Genomic DNA, 16,257 nt, shown 5'->3' on the forward strand with positions numbered 1-16,257 from the left:
GCGTATGAGCCTGCCGTCTGACCCGAAATCCCTGCAGTCGATGACCGGCTTTGCCCGCAGCGAAGGAACAAGCGGCCGCAATCGCTTTGCCTGGGAGCTGCGCTCGGTCAACGGCAAGGGGCTCGACATGCGATTGCGGCTGCCCTCCGGCGTTGATCGTCTTGAGCAGGATGTCCGCAAGCGGATTTCCGAACGGTTTTCTCGCGGCAATCTGCAGGTGGCGCTGTCGCTCTCGACCGACGACGCAAAGGTGGAAGCGGTGCTGAACCGCGATGCACTGGCCGCCGTGATGGCGCTCCGTGCTGAACTGGGCGATCTGGTCGATTCGGCACCGCTGCGTCTCGACACGTTGCTTGGCATCCGTGGTCTCGTCGAGATCCGCGAGGCCGAGGATGACGAACAGGCGGTGACGGCGCGCGACGCCGCCATCCTGAACTGTCTCGGCGACGCGCTTTTCAAACTTGAAGAGATGCGCGAGCACGAAGGGTCGGCACTGCGGGACATTCTCACCCGCCATGTGGACCGCATCGCCGAACTGACGACGCTGGTGGAGAAGGACCCGTCCCGCTCGCTGGAAGAGATTGCCAAGAAGCTTTCCACGCAGCTCGCCGCCTTGATGGCGGAGGCGCCGACCCTCGACCGCGACAGGCTTTATGGCGAGGCAGCACTGCTTGCGACCCGCGCCGATCTGCGCGAAGAGATCGACCGGCTGAAGGCCCATGTCGTCGCAGCCCGCGAGCTTCTGCAGACGGGCGGGCCTGCCGGGCGCCGTCTCGACTTCCTTGCACAGGAATTTAACCGGGAATCGAATACGATCTGTTCCAAATCCAACGCCTCTGCTGTAACGGCAGCAGGACTGGAACTGAAAGTCGTGATCGACCAGTTCCGCGAACAGGTTCAGAATCTGGAGTGACACGACCATGAGCCCGGCCCCCTCGACACCGAAAACCTCGTCGCCTTCGAAGATGAAGACGACGATCGCGCGCCGGGGATTGATGCTGGTGCTGTCGTCGCCGTCAGGCGCTGGCAAATCCACCATCGCCGGCAATCTCTTGCGCGGCGACCATAGCCTCGAGATCTCGGTCAGTGTCACCACCCGCGCCAAGCGCCCGAGCGAGATCGCCGACACCCATTACCACTTTATCACCGTGCCGCAGTTCGAGCGCATGCGCGATGCCGACGATCTCCTGGAATGGGCCGAGGTGCACGGTAATTTCTACGGCACGCCGCGCGAGCCGGTCGAAAAGGCGATGGCCGAGGGACGCGACATGCTGTTCGACATCGACTGGCAAGGCGCACTTCAGCTGCAGGAAAAGATGAAGGCGGACGTCGTCTCGATCTTCGTGCTGCCGCCAACCATGACCGAGCTGCAGTCACGTCTGCACCGCCGCGCCGAAGACAGCGAAGACGTGATCCGCACCCGGCTTGCCAATTCCCGCTCGGAAATCGAGCGCTGGCGCGAATACGACTACGTCATCGTCAACGACGATCTCGACGAAGCCTTCCACAACGTGAGCTGCATCGTCAACGCCGAACGCGTCCGCCGCGACCGCAGGCACGGCCTGTTCGAGTTCGTGAGCAACCTCCTGACGGAAGAGCCAACGCTTTAGGTTTTGGTTGGAAGGGCGCGCGTTCGTCGCGCCCACAAGTCGAGATGGCCCCATCGCGCCAAGCGATAGGTGACGCCCTTCAGAGCAGATTTGCCAGTTTCACGAACTCTTCCACCGACAGCGTTTCGGCGCGGCGTTGCGGGTCGATGCCGGCTTTGGCGAGCAGGGCTTCTCCACCAACCGGTTTGAGGCTCTGGCGCAGCATCTTGCGGCGTTGGCCGAAGGCAGCGTGGGTGACGCGTTCCAGCTTGGAGACATCGCAGGGCAGGGGATTGGCGCGCGGGATCAGATGTACGACAGTCGATGTCACCTTGGGTGGTGGCGAAAAGGCCTGAGGCGGCACGTCGAACATCATGTGGGGATCGGTGCGCCAGCCCGCGAGGACGCCGAGGCGGCCGTAGTGGTCGTCTTCCTGGTCGGCAACGATGCGCAGACCCACTTCCCTCTGGAACATCAGCGTCAGGCTCTGCCAGAATGGCGGCCAGGTCTTGTCCTCAGGCAGAAGCCAGTTCAGCAGCAGTTGCGTGCCGATATTGTAGGGCAGGTTGGCGATGATCTTGACCGGTCCACCGGCAGCCTTCTCGGCCGCGAGCGCGGCAAAATCGATCTGCAGCGCGTCGCCCTCGATGACCTCAAGCCGTCCCGGATAGTGGTCCGCGATTTCTGCAAGCACAGGAAGCGCGCGGGCGTCGCGCTCGATGGCGATCACCTTCTTGGCGCCGAGCGACAGGATGGCACGGGTAAGGCCGCCGGGACCCGGCCCAACCTCGAATACGGTCACGTCTTCCAGCGGTCCGGCCGCGCGGGCGATCTTCTGGGTGAGGTTGAGATCGAACAGAAAGTTCTGGCCAAGCGATTTCTTGGCGTCCAGTCCATGACGCTGGACGACGTCACGCAGCGGCGGCAGCCCATCGAGCGTCGCCATCAGATGCGCCCCGCAAGGCTCGGTGTCATTGTTCCGGCCATGGCGCCTGCAAGCCGGATTGCCTCGACCAGGCTCGTCTCGCGGGCGACACCCTTGCCGGCGATGCCGAAGGCGGTGCCGTGGTCGGGAGACGTCCGGATGAAGGGCAAGCCGAGCGTGACGTTGACGGATGTGTCAAAACCCAGCGCCTTGGCCGGGATCAGCGCCTGATCGTGATACATGCAGATTGCCACGTCGTAACGGCTGCGGGCTTCGTCATGAAACATCGTATCGGCCGGGAGTGGCCCGAAGGCGTTGATGCCCTCTGCGCGCAGCTTGACGATGGCCGGATGGATGATGTCGCGTTCTTCGGTGCCCATCGTGCCGTCTTCGCCCGCATGCGGATTGAGACCGGCAATCGCGATGCGCGGCTGGTCGATGCCGAACCGGACTTTCAGGTCGTGATGGGTCACGCGGCAGGTTTCAAGGATCAGCGTTTCGGTGAGCGCCGCTGGAATGTCCTTGAGCGGAATGTGGATCGTGACGGGGATGGCCCGCAGCTTCGGTCCGGCCAGCAGCATGACGGGGCGCACGGGGGTGCCCGTATGCTTGTGCGCAAGGTCCGCCAGGAATTCCGTATGGCCGGGAAAGCCGAAGCCTGCCTGGTATAGAACGGACTTGGCAATCGGATTGGTGACGACGCCGAGCGTCTTGCCCGCAAACGACAGCGACACGGCGGTCTCGATCGCCTCGATCGTCCCACGGGCGGTGGCGACATGCGGCTCGCCGGCAGCGACTTCGGCTCCGGCCGGGATCGGAAGAACGGGAAGCGCGTTTTCGAAGATCGAAACGGCGCCGTCCGCGTCGGTTTCACGGATCGCAACGTCGAGGCCAAGCAGGGCCGCGCGCGATGCAAGCACCGCCGGGTCGCCGAGGAAGAGAAACGGCGCAATGCCGTGCTTCCGTCTCGCCGTCCATGCGGCGAGCGTGATGTCTGGACCAATGCCGGCAGGATCGCCCTGGGTCAGCGCGAGCGGACGATCAAAAGGCATGCGGTCTCCGTTCAGGCCCTTTGGGCTTTACGACTTCTGGATGTAATCGATCTGGGCCTTGGCGCGCAGATCGTCCATGTACTTCTTGCTATTCGGGTCTTCACCGGACTTTTCAGCCTTGCCGAGATCCTCGGCGCGGAACACGGCTTCGGCCGCCACGTCGTCCGAAACCTGACGCTGCTCGCAGATCGCCAGGAACTCGACGCCACGCTCGGTAACGCGGGTGCCGGTCGTGTTGCCGGAGGACTTCTCGATCAGAGGCTTCCAGTCTTCCGGCAAATCCGGCGCAAGCACGCGGCCCAGATCACGGATGGAAACGTCCAGCATCGTCGCTGCAAAGGTTTTAGCTTCGGCGCAGCCGGGGAACCGCGACCGCGACGCGTCGGCTTCCGCCTTGCGCTTGTTGAGGATGGCGTTCCGCTTTGCCGCGGGAACAACGAAGATCACCTGTTTCAGGAAATATTCGGTGGTGACGGGCTTCTGCTTGTTTTCCATCATGCGGGTGACAAGCTGGTCGGTCGACATGCGCTGACGACCGCCGCCGTAACGGGCGTTGACCAGGCGAGGCCAGCTCATCTGCACGGCGATATAGGCCTTGAAATGGTCCGGTGTGACGCCGGCCTGATTGAGCACGCTGCTCAACTGCTCGGGCGTCATCTTGTTGCCCTGCGCGAAGCGGGCAAACGAACGATCGACGTCCTCGGTGCTGACGGACATCTTGACGCGCGAGATTTCCTGGCGCTTCAGCGTTTCGTCGATCAGCTGATCGAGAGCTACCTTGTTGCTCGGCTTCTGACGCTGAAGGCGCATGAAGGCCGAACGGCGAGCAACGTCGGCGGTGGTGATCGCCGACCGGTTGACGACGGCTGCGACGCCGCTCGTCGACTGTGCCATTGCCACGATTGGTGTCATCACCGGCGTGGCGACCGTGGTCGCGGCGAGCACGGAGACTGCCAGCACGATCTTGCGTGTCGCGGTCATTGCAAACATGAAACCAATCCCTTTTTTCCGCCCGGGCACTTGTCGCGCGACTTTGCGCGCTTTCGGCCGCCATACTAGCCGATTGGCGTCCGATTGCACAATCGTTGCGGCAAAACCATGACGATTCTTCCGTTACCGATCTCAGTAACGGAAGGTTTGATCGTAATCCTTGGTCGTGCCGATATTGACGTCGCCAAGCGTGCGGAAACTCAGGCGCGCACTGATCGTCCAGTCGTTCGCATCGGCTTCCGAAGGCTTGTCGGTATAGGCAAGCGTGAAGATCGTGCACTCGTCGGCGTAGCTGATACCGACGCCGCGCCGGATGAGCGAACTGTCTGTCAGGTCCCACGTGGCGGAACCGGCCAGCGACCAGTTTTCGTTGACCCGGAGCGACATGCTGTTCTTCAGCACGTCCGTCGCGTCGCTGTCGCCGTACTCGTCCTGCGCATCGACCTTAGTGTAGATCAGCTTGCCGCTGACCCGCGGTGTGGAATAGCTGAACGCTGTATCGGTGCGACGGATATCGAGCGACTTTTCATCGAGCCGCACGTTGTTGGAAAGCGAGAAGCCCTGCGGCAGGTCGATCGCCGCCATGGCGACGTAATCGGATCGCGATGTTTCGAGGCCCGAATTGGCCCCGGCCTGAACAAGATCGTCGCTGGCAAAGGAATTCTCGCCGGCAATCTGGTAGGACTGGCCGAAGATGCCGCGCACGCCGATGCCGTTGTTGAACGAGCCGGTATAGCGGAAGCCAACATTGGCACGGGTGCCGCCTTCGACACGGTCGTAGCCGGAGAACTTGTCCCGTTCGAACAGCGAAGTGGCATCGAACACGAAGCTCTGCGCATCCTCGTTGGGAAGGCCGCCGGACATCTGTTCGTCCGGACGCGCATAGATCTGCGCGATCGGCTCGATGATGTGGCTGCTGTTTTCGCTGGTGATCAGGAACGGATAGCGGGCCTCAAGGCCAGCCGTCAGCATGTATCGACCGTTCGTGCCGTTCGGCTCCAGATTGCCGTCATAGGCAAAGTTCGGATTGGACACATCGTGGCGGATGCCATCGGCGCGTGCTGCAAACAGCGGCGTCAGCAGCAGGCCGCCCGATGTCGTGTAGGTGCGCTTCCATTCGGCTTCGGTCGTCACGCGGGCGTAATCGCCTTCGAGACCAGGGAAGCGGTATGTGGTGCCCTCGAAGTAGGAATCCTCTTCGCGACGCGACAGGTTGGTCAGGTTGGCGTTGAACGAAAGCTCACCGCCGTACACCGATTCGGGCGCGATATACTGGTAGTCCAACGACGGATAGGCGATCGCCTGCTGGCGCTCGAGCGTGTTCGACGTGCCATTGTCCTGGACGTCGAAATAGTAGGCGTGCAGGTCGAAATAGTTACGCTTGCCAAGGCCGGTCAGGTAGACGTCGTTGGTGAACGTATCCTGGCTGACATCGGTCAGGCTGTAGGTCCGCGAGAAGTTCGCGTCCGTCTGGGCCATGACGTTCCAGCCGAAGGCCCAGCGCGGGTTGATCTGGAACTCGCCCTTGGAGGCGGCCATGAAGCGGCTGTTCTGCTCGCGGTCGCTTGTGCCAGCGTCGAACGAGCCGGGATCGCGCTGATCGATGCCGGCAAAACGGAACGTGTGGTCGCCGTTGTCGAACCGGTTGCGCACTTCGCCTTCGACCAGAAGTCCCTGGCTCGAATAGTAGGTCGGGCTGATCGTCGCATCCATGCTTGGCGAGAAGACATGGTAATAGGGGACGGTGACGCCGAACCCGAGGTTGTCGCTGACGATGAACTTCGGAAACAGCACGCCGGACTTGCGCTCGACAGTCTCGTCGGGAACTTCGATCGGGAAGGGCAGTTTTCCAAGCGAAAAGCCGAACAACTCGAACTGTGCATTTTCGAGGCGAATCGTATGCTTCTGTCCGTTGCGAATGACGCGCTGCGCCTTGACTTGCCAAAGAGGCGCCTTGCCGGGTGTGGCGGCGCATGGAAGGCAGGCGGTGTACACGGTGTTGTTGAGCACCATGATATCGCCGGTCTGGCGCTCGGCGCTTTCAGCCGCAAGGCGGGTATTGTCAGTGGTTTCCACGCGCAGGGCATTGATGAAGCCCTGGCCGAAATCGTCGGTCACGTCGAGCTCTTCCGCGTAGACGCGGCTGCCCGACGGTTCAATGAACTCGATATTGCCGGTCGCCATGACGCGGCCGGTGTTCTGATCATATTCAACGCGCTGCGCGACCATGCGGTAACGGTTGTAATAGATCTGGACGCCACCGGTCGCGGTGACGCGCTTGTTGTCCTGATTGTAGGTCAGTTCGTTGGCGCGCAGAAGCATCTTCGCACCGTCTTCAGCAGCCGGCACGAGGCCCTGCGCATACGCGCCGCCCGTCAATGCAGCGACGCCAGAGACACATACAGACACACCGGTCAGCAGGGCGGCGGCGAGCCGACTGATATTTCCGCGGTTACTTACCGCCACTAGCCATCCTCCTGATGAAGCAAGATCGTAGCGCCCAGGGCAGTCGCGACGACGACTGGAATCCAGACCGCCACGAAAGGAGGAATCGCCCCGCTGCTCCCGAATGCCTTCACAAGCACCGAGACGACATAAAGCACGAAGCCCGAAACTATTCCACCCAGAATCATCGACCTGGACTGTGCGAAGCGACTGAATTTTAACGACACTGTTGCCGCAATCATCGTCATGGCGACGAGCAGCAGCGGCAGTGAAAGCAGGGAGTGAAACTGGGTTTCCAGCGCCTTTGTCGAGATTCCAAAGGATTTGCCTATCTCGATCTTTCGGGAAAGACCAAGAAACGCAACGGTTTCCGGCTGAGCAAGGCTCTCCTGGAGATACTCTCGTCTCAAATTGGTTTTGACCTGTGCCGTCTCGAGACGGGTCGGAATTTCGCCCGGCCGATTCTCCAGAACGTCGTTAAGAAGCCAGTAACCATCTTCCAACTTAGCCGTCTTGGCGTCCTGCCGCATGGTGATGACGTCGTCCTTGTCGAAGTGGAAAACCACCACGTCGAGGAGCTCGGTTCCGCTCTCGCGATAGGTCTTGGCACCGATGATCACGTCTTCATCGCCGGACAGCTGGCGGATCCACGGCACGAACTTGGACGACTTGGACTTGTTGCTAGCCTGCCGCCATGTGGTCTCGAGCGAGATTGATTCGCGCTGGCCCCAGGCGCCGATCGGGTTGACGACGAACAGCGTGAAGAGACCGAGCAGAAACGATCCAACAATGAACGGTGCGACGAACTGCCAGACGGAAATTCCGGCTGCACGGGTGACGACCAGTTCGTAGCGACGGTTGAGCGCGATCAGCACCGTCATGCCGATAAACAGGCTCAGCGTCGGGATGGCCTGCTGCAGGATCTGCGGCACGCGCAACGCCGTCATCGCCAGCGCGCCGTAGAGGCTGTAGCCGTTGAGGCCCGAGAGGCGACGGCTCGTCTCGCTGAAATCGGCGAGAAAGATAATGGCGCTGACACCGAGCAGGAACCAGAATGCGGTGCTGATATAGCGCTTGAAGAAATAGCGGCCGAGAGTGGAGAAGATCATTTCACTTCTCCCGTGGTTCCGCGTCCCGTCGGCGACAAGCGCTTCTGCACGACGGTTGTCGCTTTCGTGATGCTGCGGCTGAACAGGCGAGGCATCTGGATCTGCCGGTTGGTGGCCAGCATGAAGCCCGTCACCAGGCAGGTCACCAGCGGAATCGCGTAGACCAGCGGCACGTAGGCCGCGTTGCGTTCCGTCAGATTGGTGGCCGAGAAGCCCAGCCAGCGCAGCAGGAAGGCGAAAAGCAGCACATAGATCATCGGATGCAGCCGTGCCGACCGGTGCGACCGCGTGTTGCCGGCGACAAGCAGAGACACCAGCGCGAAGGTGATCGGGAACAGCCAGTCGGACAGGCGACGATGCAGTTCGCTGCGGAAGCTCTCGGGCTTTTTCTGATAGGCGGGATCGGTCTTGTCGGGGTTGAGCAGGAAGCTCAGCGGCCGGTCACCGGAGTAAAGCGGCAGGCCGCCCTCATCCGATTGGGTCATCGCTGACAGATCGAACGCATAGGACGCGAACTTGACGATCGAGATCCGGCCGTCCGGGCCTTTGCGATGCACTTCGCCATCGCGCATGGTAAGCGATGTGCCGCCAGGATCGACCGATCCTTCGCGGGCATAATAGATCAGGCCGAAATTCGGATCGCGGTAATCGACGATGAAAAGGCCTTTCAGCACCCGGCCTGAATGGCGCTCGGAGATCTGGACGTAAAGCCCGTCCTCGATGCTGCGAAAGGTCTTTTCCTCGATCACGGAAGATAGAAGGTCAGCATAGGCAGCTGCGACCATTTCGCGCGCGCCGAGCCGTGATTTGGGTTCGATGAAATTGGTGATGGTGAAGGAGACGAGGCTGAGCGCGACCGCGAGCAGGATCACCGGCTTGTAGATGATGCTGCGGGCCGCACCGGCCGCGTCGATCACAGGCAGTTCCGAATCGTTGTTCATCGCCGTCAGCGTCTGGGTGATGCCGATGACAAAGGCGAAGGGCAGGACAACCGGAATGATGGTCGGCAGGATATAGCTTGCGAGCTGCATAAACGAGCCCATCGACTGGCCGGTGTCGGTGACCAGGTTGATGCGGCCGAGCACCTGAATCGTCCAGATGATCGTGAGCACCGGAACGAGTGCCACCAGGAACATCTGCAGGATTCGGCGCAATATGTAGAGTTCGAGAAGCTTCATTCCCGCATTATGCCTCAGGTCCTAAGGGGCTTTCGTCCCGCATTCGATCGATGGTAGCCGCGCCTATCTAAGCGATTGGGAACGGCATTGCGACAGGGCCCCTGTCACAAAATGTTGGCAACCCCGGTTTTCTTCGGCGTTGTGACATTTGGAAACAGTGGATTGGACATCAATACGGGCTTTAGGAAGGCACGAAGTTCGATCCTGCGCGCTTGCGTTCGCGACCGAAAGGGTGAAGATCGGGCCTTTCTTCCGCACCACAATGCCTGGAGCTGTAATGTCCATGAAATTCGATATCGCCTTTTCCGCCTCCGCCGTCATCGATGGAGGACTTGCGATTCAGCTCAAGCTTTCGGGAGATGCCGTAGCCGCCGGTGTCGCCGAAGTCGATCCGCAGGCTGTTGCGGTAAGGGCGGCGGGCATCGCCAAGTTCAAAGGCAAGGCGTTGTCGACGCTTGATATTCTGGCCCCGGCCGGATCGAAGGCCGATCGGCTTATCGTGCTGGGTCTCGGCAAGGCCGACAAGCTGACAGCCTACGACTGGCTGAAGGCGGGTGGCGTCGCGGCCGCTGCGGTCAAGACGATGGAGAAGGTGACGGTGTTCCTCGATGCACCCGGTGCCGACGTCGGCGCGGCCGAAGCTGCGGATTTCGCGACCGGCATGCTGCTGCGCGCCTACAAGTTCGATACCTACAAGACCAAGAAGAAGGACGACGACGAGGACAAGTCGCCGAAGACGGTGACCGTCACCATCGTAACCGCAAAAGCCGATGCGGCGACTGAGCAATTCGTCTCGGCGAAGGCCATTGCCGAGGGTGTGATTCTTGCCCGCGACCTGGTCAATCTGCCGCCCAACGTGCTTGGCCCGATCGAGTTTGCGCAGAAGGCGAAGGATCTGGAATCGCTTGGCGTTGACGTGGAGATCCTGACCGAGACCGAGATGACGGAACTCGGCATGGGCGCTCTGCTCGGCGTCGCCCAGGGCTCTTCCCGGCCACCGCGGCTGGCGATCATGACCTGGAACGGCGGCACGCCGGGAGATCAGCCGGTCGCCTTTGTCGGCAAGGGTGTCGTTTTCGATACCGGCGGCATCTCGATCAAGCCGAGCCTCGGCATGGAAGACATGAAGGGCGACATGGGCGGAGCTGCCGCCGTGACCGGCCTGATGCACACACTCGCCGCTCGCAAGGCCAAGGCGAACGTGATCGGCATTATCGGCCTGGTCGAAAACATGCCTGACGGCAACGCCCAGAGACCCGGCGATATCGTCACCTCGATGTCCGGCCAGACGATCGAGATCGTCAATACCGATGCGGAAGGCCGTCTCGTGCTGGGCGATGCGCTCTGGTACTGCAAGGAACGCTTCAAGCCTCGCTTCATGATCGATCTCGCGACGCTGACCGGCGCCATCGTCGTCGCACTCGGCAACCTCCATGCCGGACTGTTTTCCAACGATGACGCGCTGGCGGACGAACTGACGCAGGCGGGCGAGACAAGCGGCGAGAAGCTTTGGCGCATGCCGCTTTCCAAGGACTACGACAAGATGATCGACAGCCGCTTTGCCGACATGAAGAACAGCGGCGGCAGGCAGGCCGGCTCGATCACCGCGGCGCAGTTCCTCAAGCGTTTCGTCGGCGATACGCCCTGGGCGCATCTCGACATCGCGGCAACGGCGCTCAATTCGCCGCAGAACGAGATCAACCAGTCCTGGGCATCCGGTTACGGCGTACGCCTGCTGGACGAACTTGTCCGCAGGAACTACGAGAACTGATGACCGAAGTACTGTTCTATCACCTGACCGAATCGAAGCTTGAGGATGCGCTGCCGGCGCTTCTCGAGAAAAGCATCGAGCGCGGCTGGAAGGTGGTCGTTCAGACAGCCGAAGACGTGCGTCGGGATTTTCTCGACGCACATTTGTGGACGTTTCGCGATGACAGTTTTCTGCCGCACGGCACGGATGCAGCGCCGATGCCGCAGGAGCAACCGGTTCTGCTGACCGCGACGGCAGAGAACCAGAATTCCGCTACCGTACGTTTCGTTGTCGACGGCGCCGAGCCGCCGCCGCTCGACCCCTATGAGCGCGTCGTCTTCATGTTCGATGGCTACGATCAGCTTCAGCTGGAAGGCGCGCGCGCCCAGTGGAAGAAGCTGAAGGGCGATGGACATGCGCTGACCTACTGGCAGCAATCGCCCAAGGGACGCTGGGTGAAGAAGGCCTGATCAGGCAAGGTCGGTCCGCGCAAAATCTCCGCCGACGTAGAGAAGCGGCAGTCCGGACTGGCGCGCACCGGCATAGGAAAAGCAATCCCCGAAATTAAGCTTTGCCGGATGGCGGCCCTTGCCGTAACGGGCGAAGGCGTCTATGGCGGCAGACGCGACTTCGTAGGATGCTGGCAGGACAGAAATCTCGAAGCGTTCGACGAAGCGCTGTACCAGCAGCTTTGTTTCTTCGGGTTGCCTGCCAAGCCGGGTCGCCAGCACAGTCGCCGATTCGTAGATCACGGTCGGTCCCGTGCAAATCGACCGGCTCTCTGCCATGCGCCCCAGAAGCTCGTTTGCCCTGTCGCCGTCGATCAGGATTTCAACGGAGACCGAGCTATCGATGAACATCGTTCTCGCCCCACATCTCGTCGAGATAAGCCTTTTCATCAAACGGGGGCAGCGACTCATTGGGTGGCATGTTGAAATCTTGCCTCAGCCGCTCCAACCGGTCTCGCAAAGCCTGCAGTCGTTCGCTTCGTGTCGTGTTGTCGGAGACAGGTTCAGTTTGTTGATGAACCTCTCCCACCACGCGAACCAGCGCCTGCCGGACCGCATCCTCCTTGCTCGGAGCATTCAGAATTCTCTGCGTCTGTTCGGCAAGCGCGTCGAGAACCGGGTCGGTGATATGAAGCGTCATGGTCATGCCTCACGGGGTTGCGAATGAACGATAGTGTATCCGCGGATTTGGCACAACCGATGGCTACCGCTCACGCTTTCATGATCGTTTCGCGCAGGAAACTGTAGCCCATCGCCAATCGCGCGGCCTGTTCAAGCGTATCGCCGGCGCCGCCGTGGCCGCCCGAGCCGTATTCGTGAAACAGAGGAAGATGCCCGGCGTCGATCAGTCGCTTGGCGAAACGGCGGGCATGCGATGGATGCACGCGGTCGTCGTTGGTCGAGCTTTCGATGTAGATCGGCGGATAGGTCACCTCAGCCGCGGGGTCGATATTGTGGAGCGGCGAATAGGTCAGCATCGCGGCAAGCTCTTCCGCGACGTCAGGGTTGCCGTATTCGTCCATCCAGGCCTTGCCGGCTGGGAAGACGTGGAAGCGCGACATGTCGATGACGGGGACGGAGGTCCAGATCGCGCCGAAATCTTGTGGGTATCGCGTTGCCATGACAGCGGTCAGAAGTCCGCCATTGCTGCCGCCATGGCAGGCGATGCGCGACGGTTTTGTGATTCCACGGGCGACAAGATCGCGGGAGACTGCGACGAAATCCTCGAACGCCTTGTGACGGCCCTTGCCCTTGGCGACCGTGTGCCAGTCGGGGCCGAATTCCGCGCCGCCGCGGATGTAGGCCTGTACATAGGCGCCGCCATGCTCGAGCCAGACGCCGGTATTGCCCGAGTAGTAGGGAGTAAGCGGCCAGCCGAAACCACCATAGCCATACATCAGGACCGGCAGTTCGCCTCGGTCCCAGGTCTTTGGATAGACGATGTGATAGGGAATTTTCGTCCCGTCTTCGGACGTGGCCTGCAGAAGCTCGGACTGCATTCCCTGCGCATCGAAATAGGCGGGTGAGACGCCGGTTGGAACCAGTTCGGGTGCATGCGAGCGATCCGTCAGGTCGAGACGCCATGTCCCGTAAGGCTGCAGGAAGCCCTGGCCGATGACGGTCAGGATTTCCTCGCCGCGCGTGAGGTCGGCATCGAGCGTGCGGAATCCGACGGTCTGCAGAGTGGACGGCAGCTGCAGTTCCTGCGGCTGCGCATCCGGTTTCGTGAGGTCGATCAGGAATAACCGCGGCACCATCACGTCGCTGACGACGAATGCGCCCCAGGTCTTGAACAGCGAGAACTGGGTGACGGTCTGGCCGTGTTCTGGAGCGAAGATGACACGGGCCGCGCCCAGAGGTTCATCCGAAAACGGGATGAATTCCTGCAGGACGAGGCTGCCGGTTGGATAGCGCTCGTCACTCTTGGCCCGCCAAAGCAGTTGGCGATGGTTGGCGGTGACATCGATCCTGTCGGGCAGATCGAGACGCCGGAGCGCACCTTGTCCATCGCGGACATGGACGCTCATCCGGTCGATCTCGTGGATGACGGTAAAGAACTCGATCGGCTGCTCGTCCGGTCCGCCGTTCCAGAACAGTGGATCGATGATCCCGCCGGTCGCCTGAACGTCGTCCGGGCCCGCCTCGAACAGGATCGGTGCATCTTTCGGATCCATGCCGCGCTTCAGCCGGCGGCCGACGCGGGGCCAGCCTGAGCGGGTGGCGGAGTTCTCGTCGATCGACCCGAAATAGGCAATCTCGTCCGGGCCGATCCAGCTTGCATGGGCTCGCGCCACCGGCGTGTCGAAACCGCCCTCGACGACCGCCTTCGCCTCCGTGTCGAACTCCAGCAATCGCATCTGGTCGGATCCGCCGTCGGACAGGATGACGAGAACGCGGGTCGGCTCGTAAGGGGAGGTGACGGCGCCGCTGTAGATCCAGCGCTTGCCTTCGGTAACGCAAAAGGCATCGAAATCGAAAATGGTTTCCCAGGCTGCATCGTGGCGCGGCTCCTCCGTCGCCGGCAGTCGGCGCCAGAGACCGAGCGGATTGTCCTTGGTGCGATGAAAGTCGAACTGCCAGCGTCCGCGCCGCGCCGGCACGATCAGCCGGTCCTCGCGCTCAAACATCGCCTTCAGCGTGTCGCGGTCCGCTTCGAATTGGGGTGTTTCCAGGGCGTCCGCCGAGATCGCGTTCTGCTCGGCGATAAAGGCGAGCGTGCGGGCGTCGTCGTCGGTTTCGAGATAAAGATCCATCGAAGGCCTCCTCTGGCTGCAGCCACTTAGCTAGGCATGCAGACCGGCCGGGGCAACCGGGATGTCGAAACTCAGCCGACCATCGCTTCTTCGTATTCCGAAGACAGCATCAGCCATTGCTCTTCGGCAGCCGAGAGTTTGGCCGCGGCTTCGCCCCGTTCCTTGGCCTTGCTTGCGGCCTTTGCCGGCGTCTTTTCATAGAGCGCCGGGTCCGCAAGCTCTTTATCAAGCGCCTGAATCAGCTTCTCAAGCTTGGCCGTCAAGGCCTCGGTATCGTTGATCTTTTTGCGCAACGGGGCGAGCGAGGCACGCCTTTCCGCGCTCGCCTTGCGCTGTTCGACCTTCGATGCCGCATCGTCAATCAGCTGCGGTTTTTCTTCTTTTTTTTTACCGGAACTGACAATCAGGTCGCGGTATTCTTCGAGATCTCCCTCGAAGGTTTGCACCGTGCCGTTGTTGACGAGCCAGAGACGATCGACCGTCGCCTCGATCAGATGCCGATCATGGGAGATAAGAATGACCGCGCCCTGATAGTCGTTGAGCGCCTCGATCAGGGCTCTTCGGCTGTCGATGTCCAGATGGTTGGTCGGCTCGTCGAGGATGAGGAGGTTGGGCGCGTGGAAGGCGGCAAGCCCCATCAGCAGGCGCGCCTTTTCGCCGCCCGACAGATCCTTTGCAGGCGTCGACATCTTTTCTGTCGCAAGCCCCATCTGGGCGACGCGGGCGCGTACCTTGCCTTCCGGGACTGACGGCATCAGGCGGCGCACGTGCTCCACGGGAGAATCACCCGGGACGAGGTCGTCGAGCTGGTGCTGTGCGAAGAAGCCGATCTTCAGGCTTGGCGCGAGCTTCAGTTCGCCGCTTTCGGCGGCAAGCCGGCCGGCGATGAACTTGGCGAAGGTCGACTTGCCGTTGCCGTTCGAGCCGAGGAGGGCGATGCGGTCGTCATGGTCGATCCGGAGCGTGATGTTCTTGAGGATCGGCTTGCCCGGCTCGTACCCGACGGCACCGTTCTGCACCGAGATGATCGGCGAGGCGGGTTGCTTTTCGGGCTCGGGGAAGGTGATCGGCTGGACATGATCCTCGATAACAGAGGCGACCGTTCCCATCCGCTCCAGCGCCTTGACGCGGCTCTGCGCCTGCTTGGCCTTGGAGGCCTTGGCCTTGAAGCGGTCGATGAAGGTCTGCAAATGCTTGCGGGCCGCATCGTTCTTCACCTTGGCCTTGGTCTGCAGCTCGTCGTTTTCCGCCTTCTGGCGTTCGAACTGGTCATAGCCGCCGCGATAGAAGGTGAGCTTCTTCTGGTCGAGATGGACAATCGACGTGACCGCATTGTTGAGCATGTCGCGGTCATGGCTGATGACGATCACCGTGTGCGGATAGCGGCGCACGTAATCTTCCAGCCAGAGCGTGCCTTCAAGATCGAGATAGTTGGTCGGCTCGTCGAGCAAAAGCAGGTCCGGCTCGGCAAACAGAACCGAAGCAAGCGCCACACGCATGCGCCAGCCGCCGGAAAATGACGAGGCAGGCCGAAGCTGGGCTTCCTGCGAAAAGCCGAGGCCCGCGAGAATGCTGGCGGCGCGCGCTTCCGCCGAATGGGCGTCGATGTCGACGAGGCGCATCTGGATGTCGGCAATTCTGTCCGGATCGGTGGCCGTTTCCGACTCTGCCATCAGCGCTGCGCGTTCCTTGTCGGCGGCGAGCACGATTTCCAGCAGCGAATCCTCGGTGCCGGGCGCTTCCTGCGCCACCTGTCCGAGCTTGGCGCTCTTCGGATAGGAGACCGAGCCGGTCTCCGAGCTGAGCTCGCCGGTAATCAGCTTGAACAGCGTCGATTTGCCCGCACCGTTGCGGCCCACAAGCCCGGCTTTGGTGCCGGCGGGCAGCGTCACGCTGGCATGGTCGAGGAGAAGGCGCCCGGCAATACGGGCGGAAAGGTCGGTAATGGTAATCATGG

The 16,257-nt window shown here is 61.5% G+C and carries 14 protein-coding genes; 4 read left to right on the forward strand and 10 right to left on the reverse strand.

Translation table 11 applies throughout. The annotated features are described in order from the left end of the window. The first annotated feature begins 4 nt into the window (after nucleotides 1-4). On the forward strand, nucleotides 5-913 hold the full coding sequence (locus J3A65_RS06820; protein ID WP_245341492.1) for a YicC/YloC family endoribonuclease: 909 nt from the start codon (nucleotides 5-7) through the stop codon (nucleotides 911-913). A gap of 7 nt (nucleotides 914-920) precedes the next feature. Further along, the gene (gene gmk / locus J3A65_RS06825; protein ID WP_062453334.1) at nucleotides 921-1,610 is read left to right on the forward strand and encodes a guanylate kinase; all 690 of its coding nucleotides are present in this window, start codon (nucleotides 921-923) and stop codon (nucleotides 1,608-1,610) included. Nucleotides 1,611-1,689: 79 nt separating this feature from the next. Here gmk and rsmA read toward each other — a convergent pair whose 3' ends face one another. The 6 genes from rsmA to J3A65_RS06855 all read right to left on the reverse strand — a co-directional run bounded on the left by rsmA (nucleotide 1,690) and on the right by J3A65_RS06855 (nucleotide 9,288). After that, nucleotides 1,690-2,535 carry a 16S rRNA (adenine(1518)-N(6)/adenine(1519)-N(6))-dimethyltransferase RsmA gene (gene rsmA / locus J3A65_RS06830; protein WP_209900478.1) on the reverse strand — a complete coding sequence of 282 codons (846 nt, stop codon included), beginning with the start codon at nucleotides 2,533-2,535 and terminating at the stop codon, nucleotides 1,690-1,692. After that, complete coding sequence (gene pdxA / locus J3A65_RS06835) at nucleotides 2,535-3,566, reverse strand: 4-hydroxythreonine-4-phosphate dehydrogenase PdxA (RefSeq protein ID WP_209900480.1); 1,032 nt, start codon at nucleotides 3,564-3,566, stop codon at nucleotides 2,535-2,537. The genes rsmA and pdxA overlap by 1 nt, the downstream gene beginning before the upstream one ends. 27 nt (nucleotides 3,567-3,593) lie before the next feature. Then, nucleotides 3,594-4,547: a peptidylprolyl isomerase gene (locus J3A65_RS06840; protein WP_062580243.1), complete on the reverse strand. Its 954-nt coding sequence runs from the start codon at nucleotides 4,545-4,547 to the stop codon at nucleotides 3,594-3,596. Between the two features lie 141 nt (nucleotides 4,548-4,688). Further along, nucleotides 4,689-7,022 carry an LPS-assembly protein LptD gene (locus tag J3A65_RS06845; RefSeq protein WP_062453331.1) on the reverse strand — a complete coding sequence of 778 codons (2,334 nt, stop codon included), beginning with the start codon at nucleotides 7,020-7,022 and terminating at the stop codon, nucleotides 4,689-4,691. Continuing rightward, entirely contained in the window at nucleotides 7,022-8,110 is a 1,089-nt protein-coding gene (gene lptG / locus J3A65_RS06850; protein WP_062453330.1) for an LPS export ABC transporter permease LptG, read from the reverse strand. Before lptG ends, J3A65_RS06845 begins: the two co-directional genes overlap by 1 nt. Then, complete coding sequence (locus tag J3A65_RS06855) at nucleotides 8,107-9,288, reverse strand: LptF/LptG family permease (RefSeq protein WP_062453329.1); 1,182 nt, start codon at nucleotides 9,286-9,288, stop codon at nucleotides 8,107-8,109. The genes lptG and J3A65_RS06855 overlap by 4 nt, the downstream gene beginning before the upstream one ends. Nucleotides 9,289-9,565: 277 nt before the next feature. Between J3A65_RS06855 and J3A65_RS06860 the strand changes: the two genes are divergently transcribed. Together J3A65_RS06860 and J3A65_RS06865 are read left to right on the forward strand one after the other, a co-directional pair. Next, entirely contained in the window at nucleotides 9,566-11,059 is a 1,494-nt protein-coding gene (locus J3A65_RS06860) for a leucyl aminopeptidase (protein ID WP_209900482.1), read from the forward strand. Continuing rightward, entirely contained in the window at nucleotides 11,059-11,508 is a 450-nt protein-coding gene (locus J3A65_RS06865) for a DNA polymerase III subunit chi (RefSeq protein ID WP_209900484.1), read from the forward strand. The genes J3A65_RS06860 and J3A65_RS06865 overlap by 1 nt, the downstream gene beginning before the upstream one ends. Here the strand turns inward: J3A65_RS06865 and J3A65_RS06870 are convergent, their stop codons facing one another. The 4 genes from J3A65_RS06870 to J3A65_RS06885 all read right to left on the reverse strand — a co-directional run bounded on the left by J3A65_RS06870 (nucleotide 11,509) and on the right by J3A65_RS06885 (nucleotide 16,255). Next, nucleotides 11,509-11,898 carry a type II toxin-antitoxin system VapC family toxin gene (locus J3A65_RS06870; protein ID WP_174195936.1) on the reverse strand — a complete coding sequence of 130 codons (390 nt, stop codon included), beginning with the start codon at nucleotides 11,896-11,898 and terminating at the stop codon, nucleotides 11,509-11,511. Continuing rightward, nucleotides 11,885-12,187 carry a type II toxin-antitoxin system VapB family antitoxin gene (locus tag J3A65_RS06875; RefSeq protein WP_209900487.1) on the reverse strand — a complete coding sequence of 101 codons (303 nt, stop codon included), beginning with the start codon at nucleotides 12,185-12,187 and terminating at the stop codon, nucleotides 11,885-11,887. Before J3A65_RS06875 ends, J3A65_RS06870 begins: the two co-directional genes overlap by 14 nt. 70 nt (nucleotides 12,188-12,257) lie before the next feature. Further along, nucleotides 12,258-14,300: a prolyl oligopeptidase family serine peptidase gene (locus tag J3A65_RS06880; RefSeq protein WP_209900489.1), complete on the reverse strand. Its 2,043-nt coding sequence runs from the start codon at nucleotides 14,298-14,300 to the stop codon at nucleotides 12,258-12,260. Nucleotides 14,301-14,371: 71 nt separating this feature from the next. Then, entirely contained in the window at nucleotides 14,372-16,255 is a 1,884-nt protein-coding gene (locus tag J3A65_RS06885) for an ABC-F family ATP-binding cassette domain-containing protein (RefSeq protein WP_209900491.1), read from the reverse strand. Nucleotides 16,256-16,257: the final 2 nt, after the last annotated feature.

It is taken from the genome of Rhizobium sp. PvP014 (genome assembly GCF_017876855.1).
Taxonomy (GTDB): Bacteria; Pseudomonadota; Alphaproteobacteria; order Rhizobiales; family Rhizobiaceae; genus Neorhizobium; species Neorhizobium soli.

Coding starts and splice junctions, on each gene's coding strand:
- J3A65_RS06865 (WP_209900484.1), top strand. CDS start 11,059: ATGACCGAAGTACTGTTCTATCACCTGACCGAATCGAAGCTTGAGGAT.
- J3A65_RS06855 (WP_062453329.1), bottom strand. CDS start 9,288: ATGAAGCTTCTCGAACTCTACATATTGCGCCGAATCCTGCAGATGTTC.
- J3A65_RS06885 (WP_209900491.1), bottom strand. CDS start 16,255: ATGATTACCATTACCGACCTTTCCGCCCGTATTGCCGGGCGCCTTCTC.
- J3A65_RS06880 (WP_209900489.1), bottom strand. CDS start 14,300: ATGGATCTTTATCTCGAAACCGACGACGACGCCCGCACGCTCGCCTTT.
- J3A65_RS06840 (WP_062580243.1), bottom strand. CDS start 4,547: ATGACCGCGACACGCAAGATCGTGCTGGCAGTCTCCGTGCTCGCCGCG.
- J3A65_RS06820 (WP_245341492.1), top strand. CDS start 5: ATGAGCCTGCCGTCTGACCCGAAATCCCTGCAGTCGATGACCGGCTTT.
- J3A65_RS06870 (WP_174195936.1), bottom strand. CDS start 11,898: ATGTTCATCGATAGCTCGGTCTCCGTTGAAATCCTGATCGACGGCGAC.
- rsmA (WP_209900478.1), bottom strand. CDS start 2,535: ATGGCGACGCTCGATGGGCTGCCGCCGCTGCGTGACGTCGTCCAGCGT.
- gmk (WP_062453334.1), top strand. CDS start 921: ATGAGCCCGGCCCCCTCGACACCGAAAACCTCGTCGCCTTCGAAGATG.
- pdxA (WP_209900480.1), bottom strand. CDS start 3,566: ATGCCTTTTGATCGTCCGCTCGCGCTGACCCAGGGCGATCCTGCCGGC.
- J3A65_RS06875 (WP_209900487.1), bottom strand. CDS start 12,187: ATGACGCTTCATATCACCGACCCGGTTCTCGACGCGCTTGCCGAACAG.
- lptG (WP_062453330.1), bottom strand. CDS start 8,110: ATGATCTTCTCCACTCTCGGCCGCTATTTCTTCAAGCGCTATATCAGC.
- J3A65_RS06860 (WP_209900482.1), top strand. CDS start 9,566: ATGTCCATGAAATTCGATATCGCCTTTTCCGCCTCCGCCGTCATCGAT.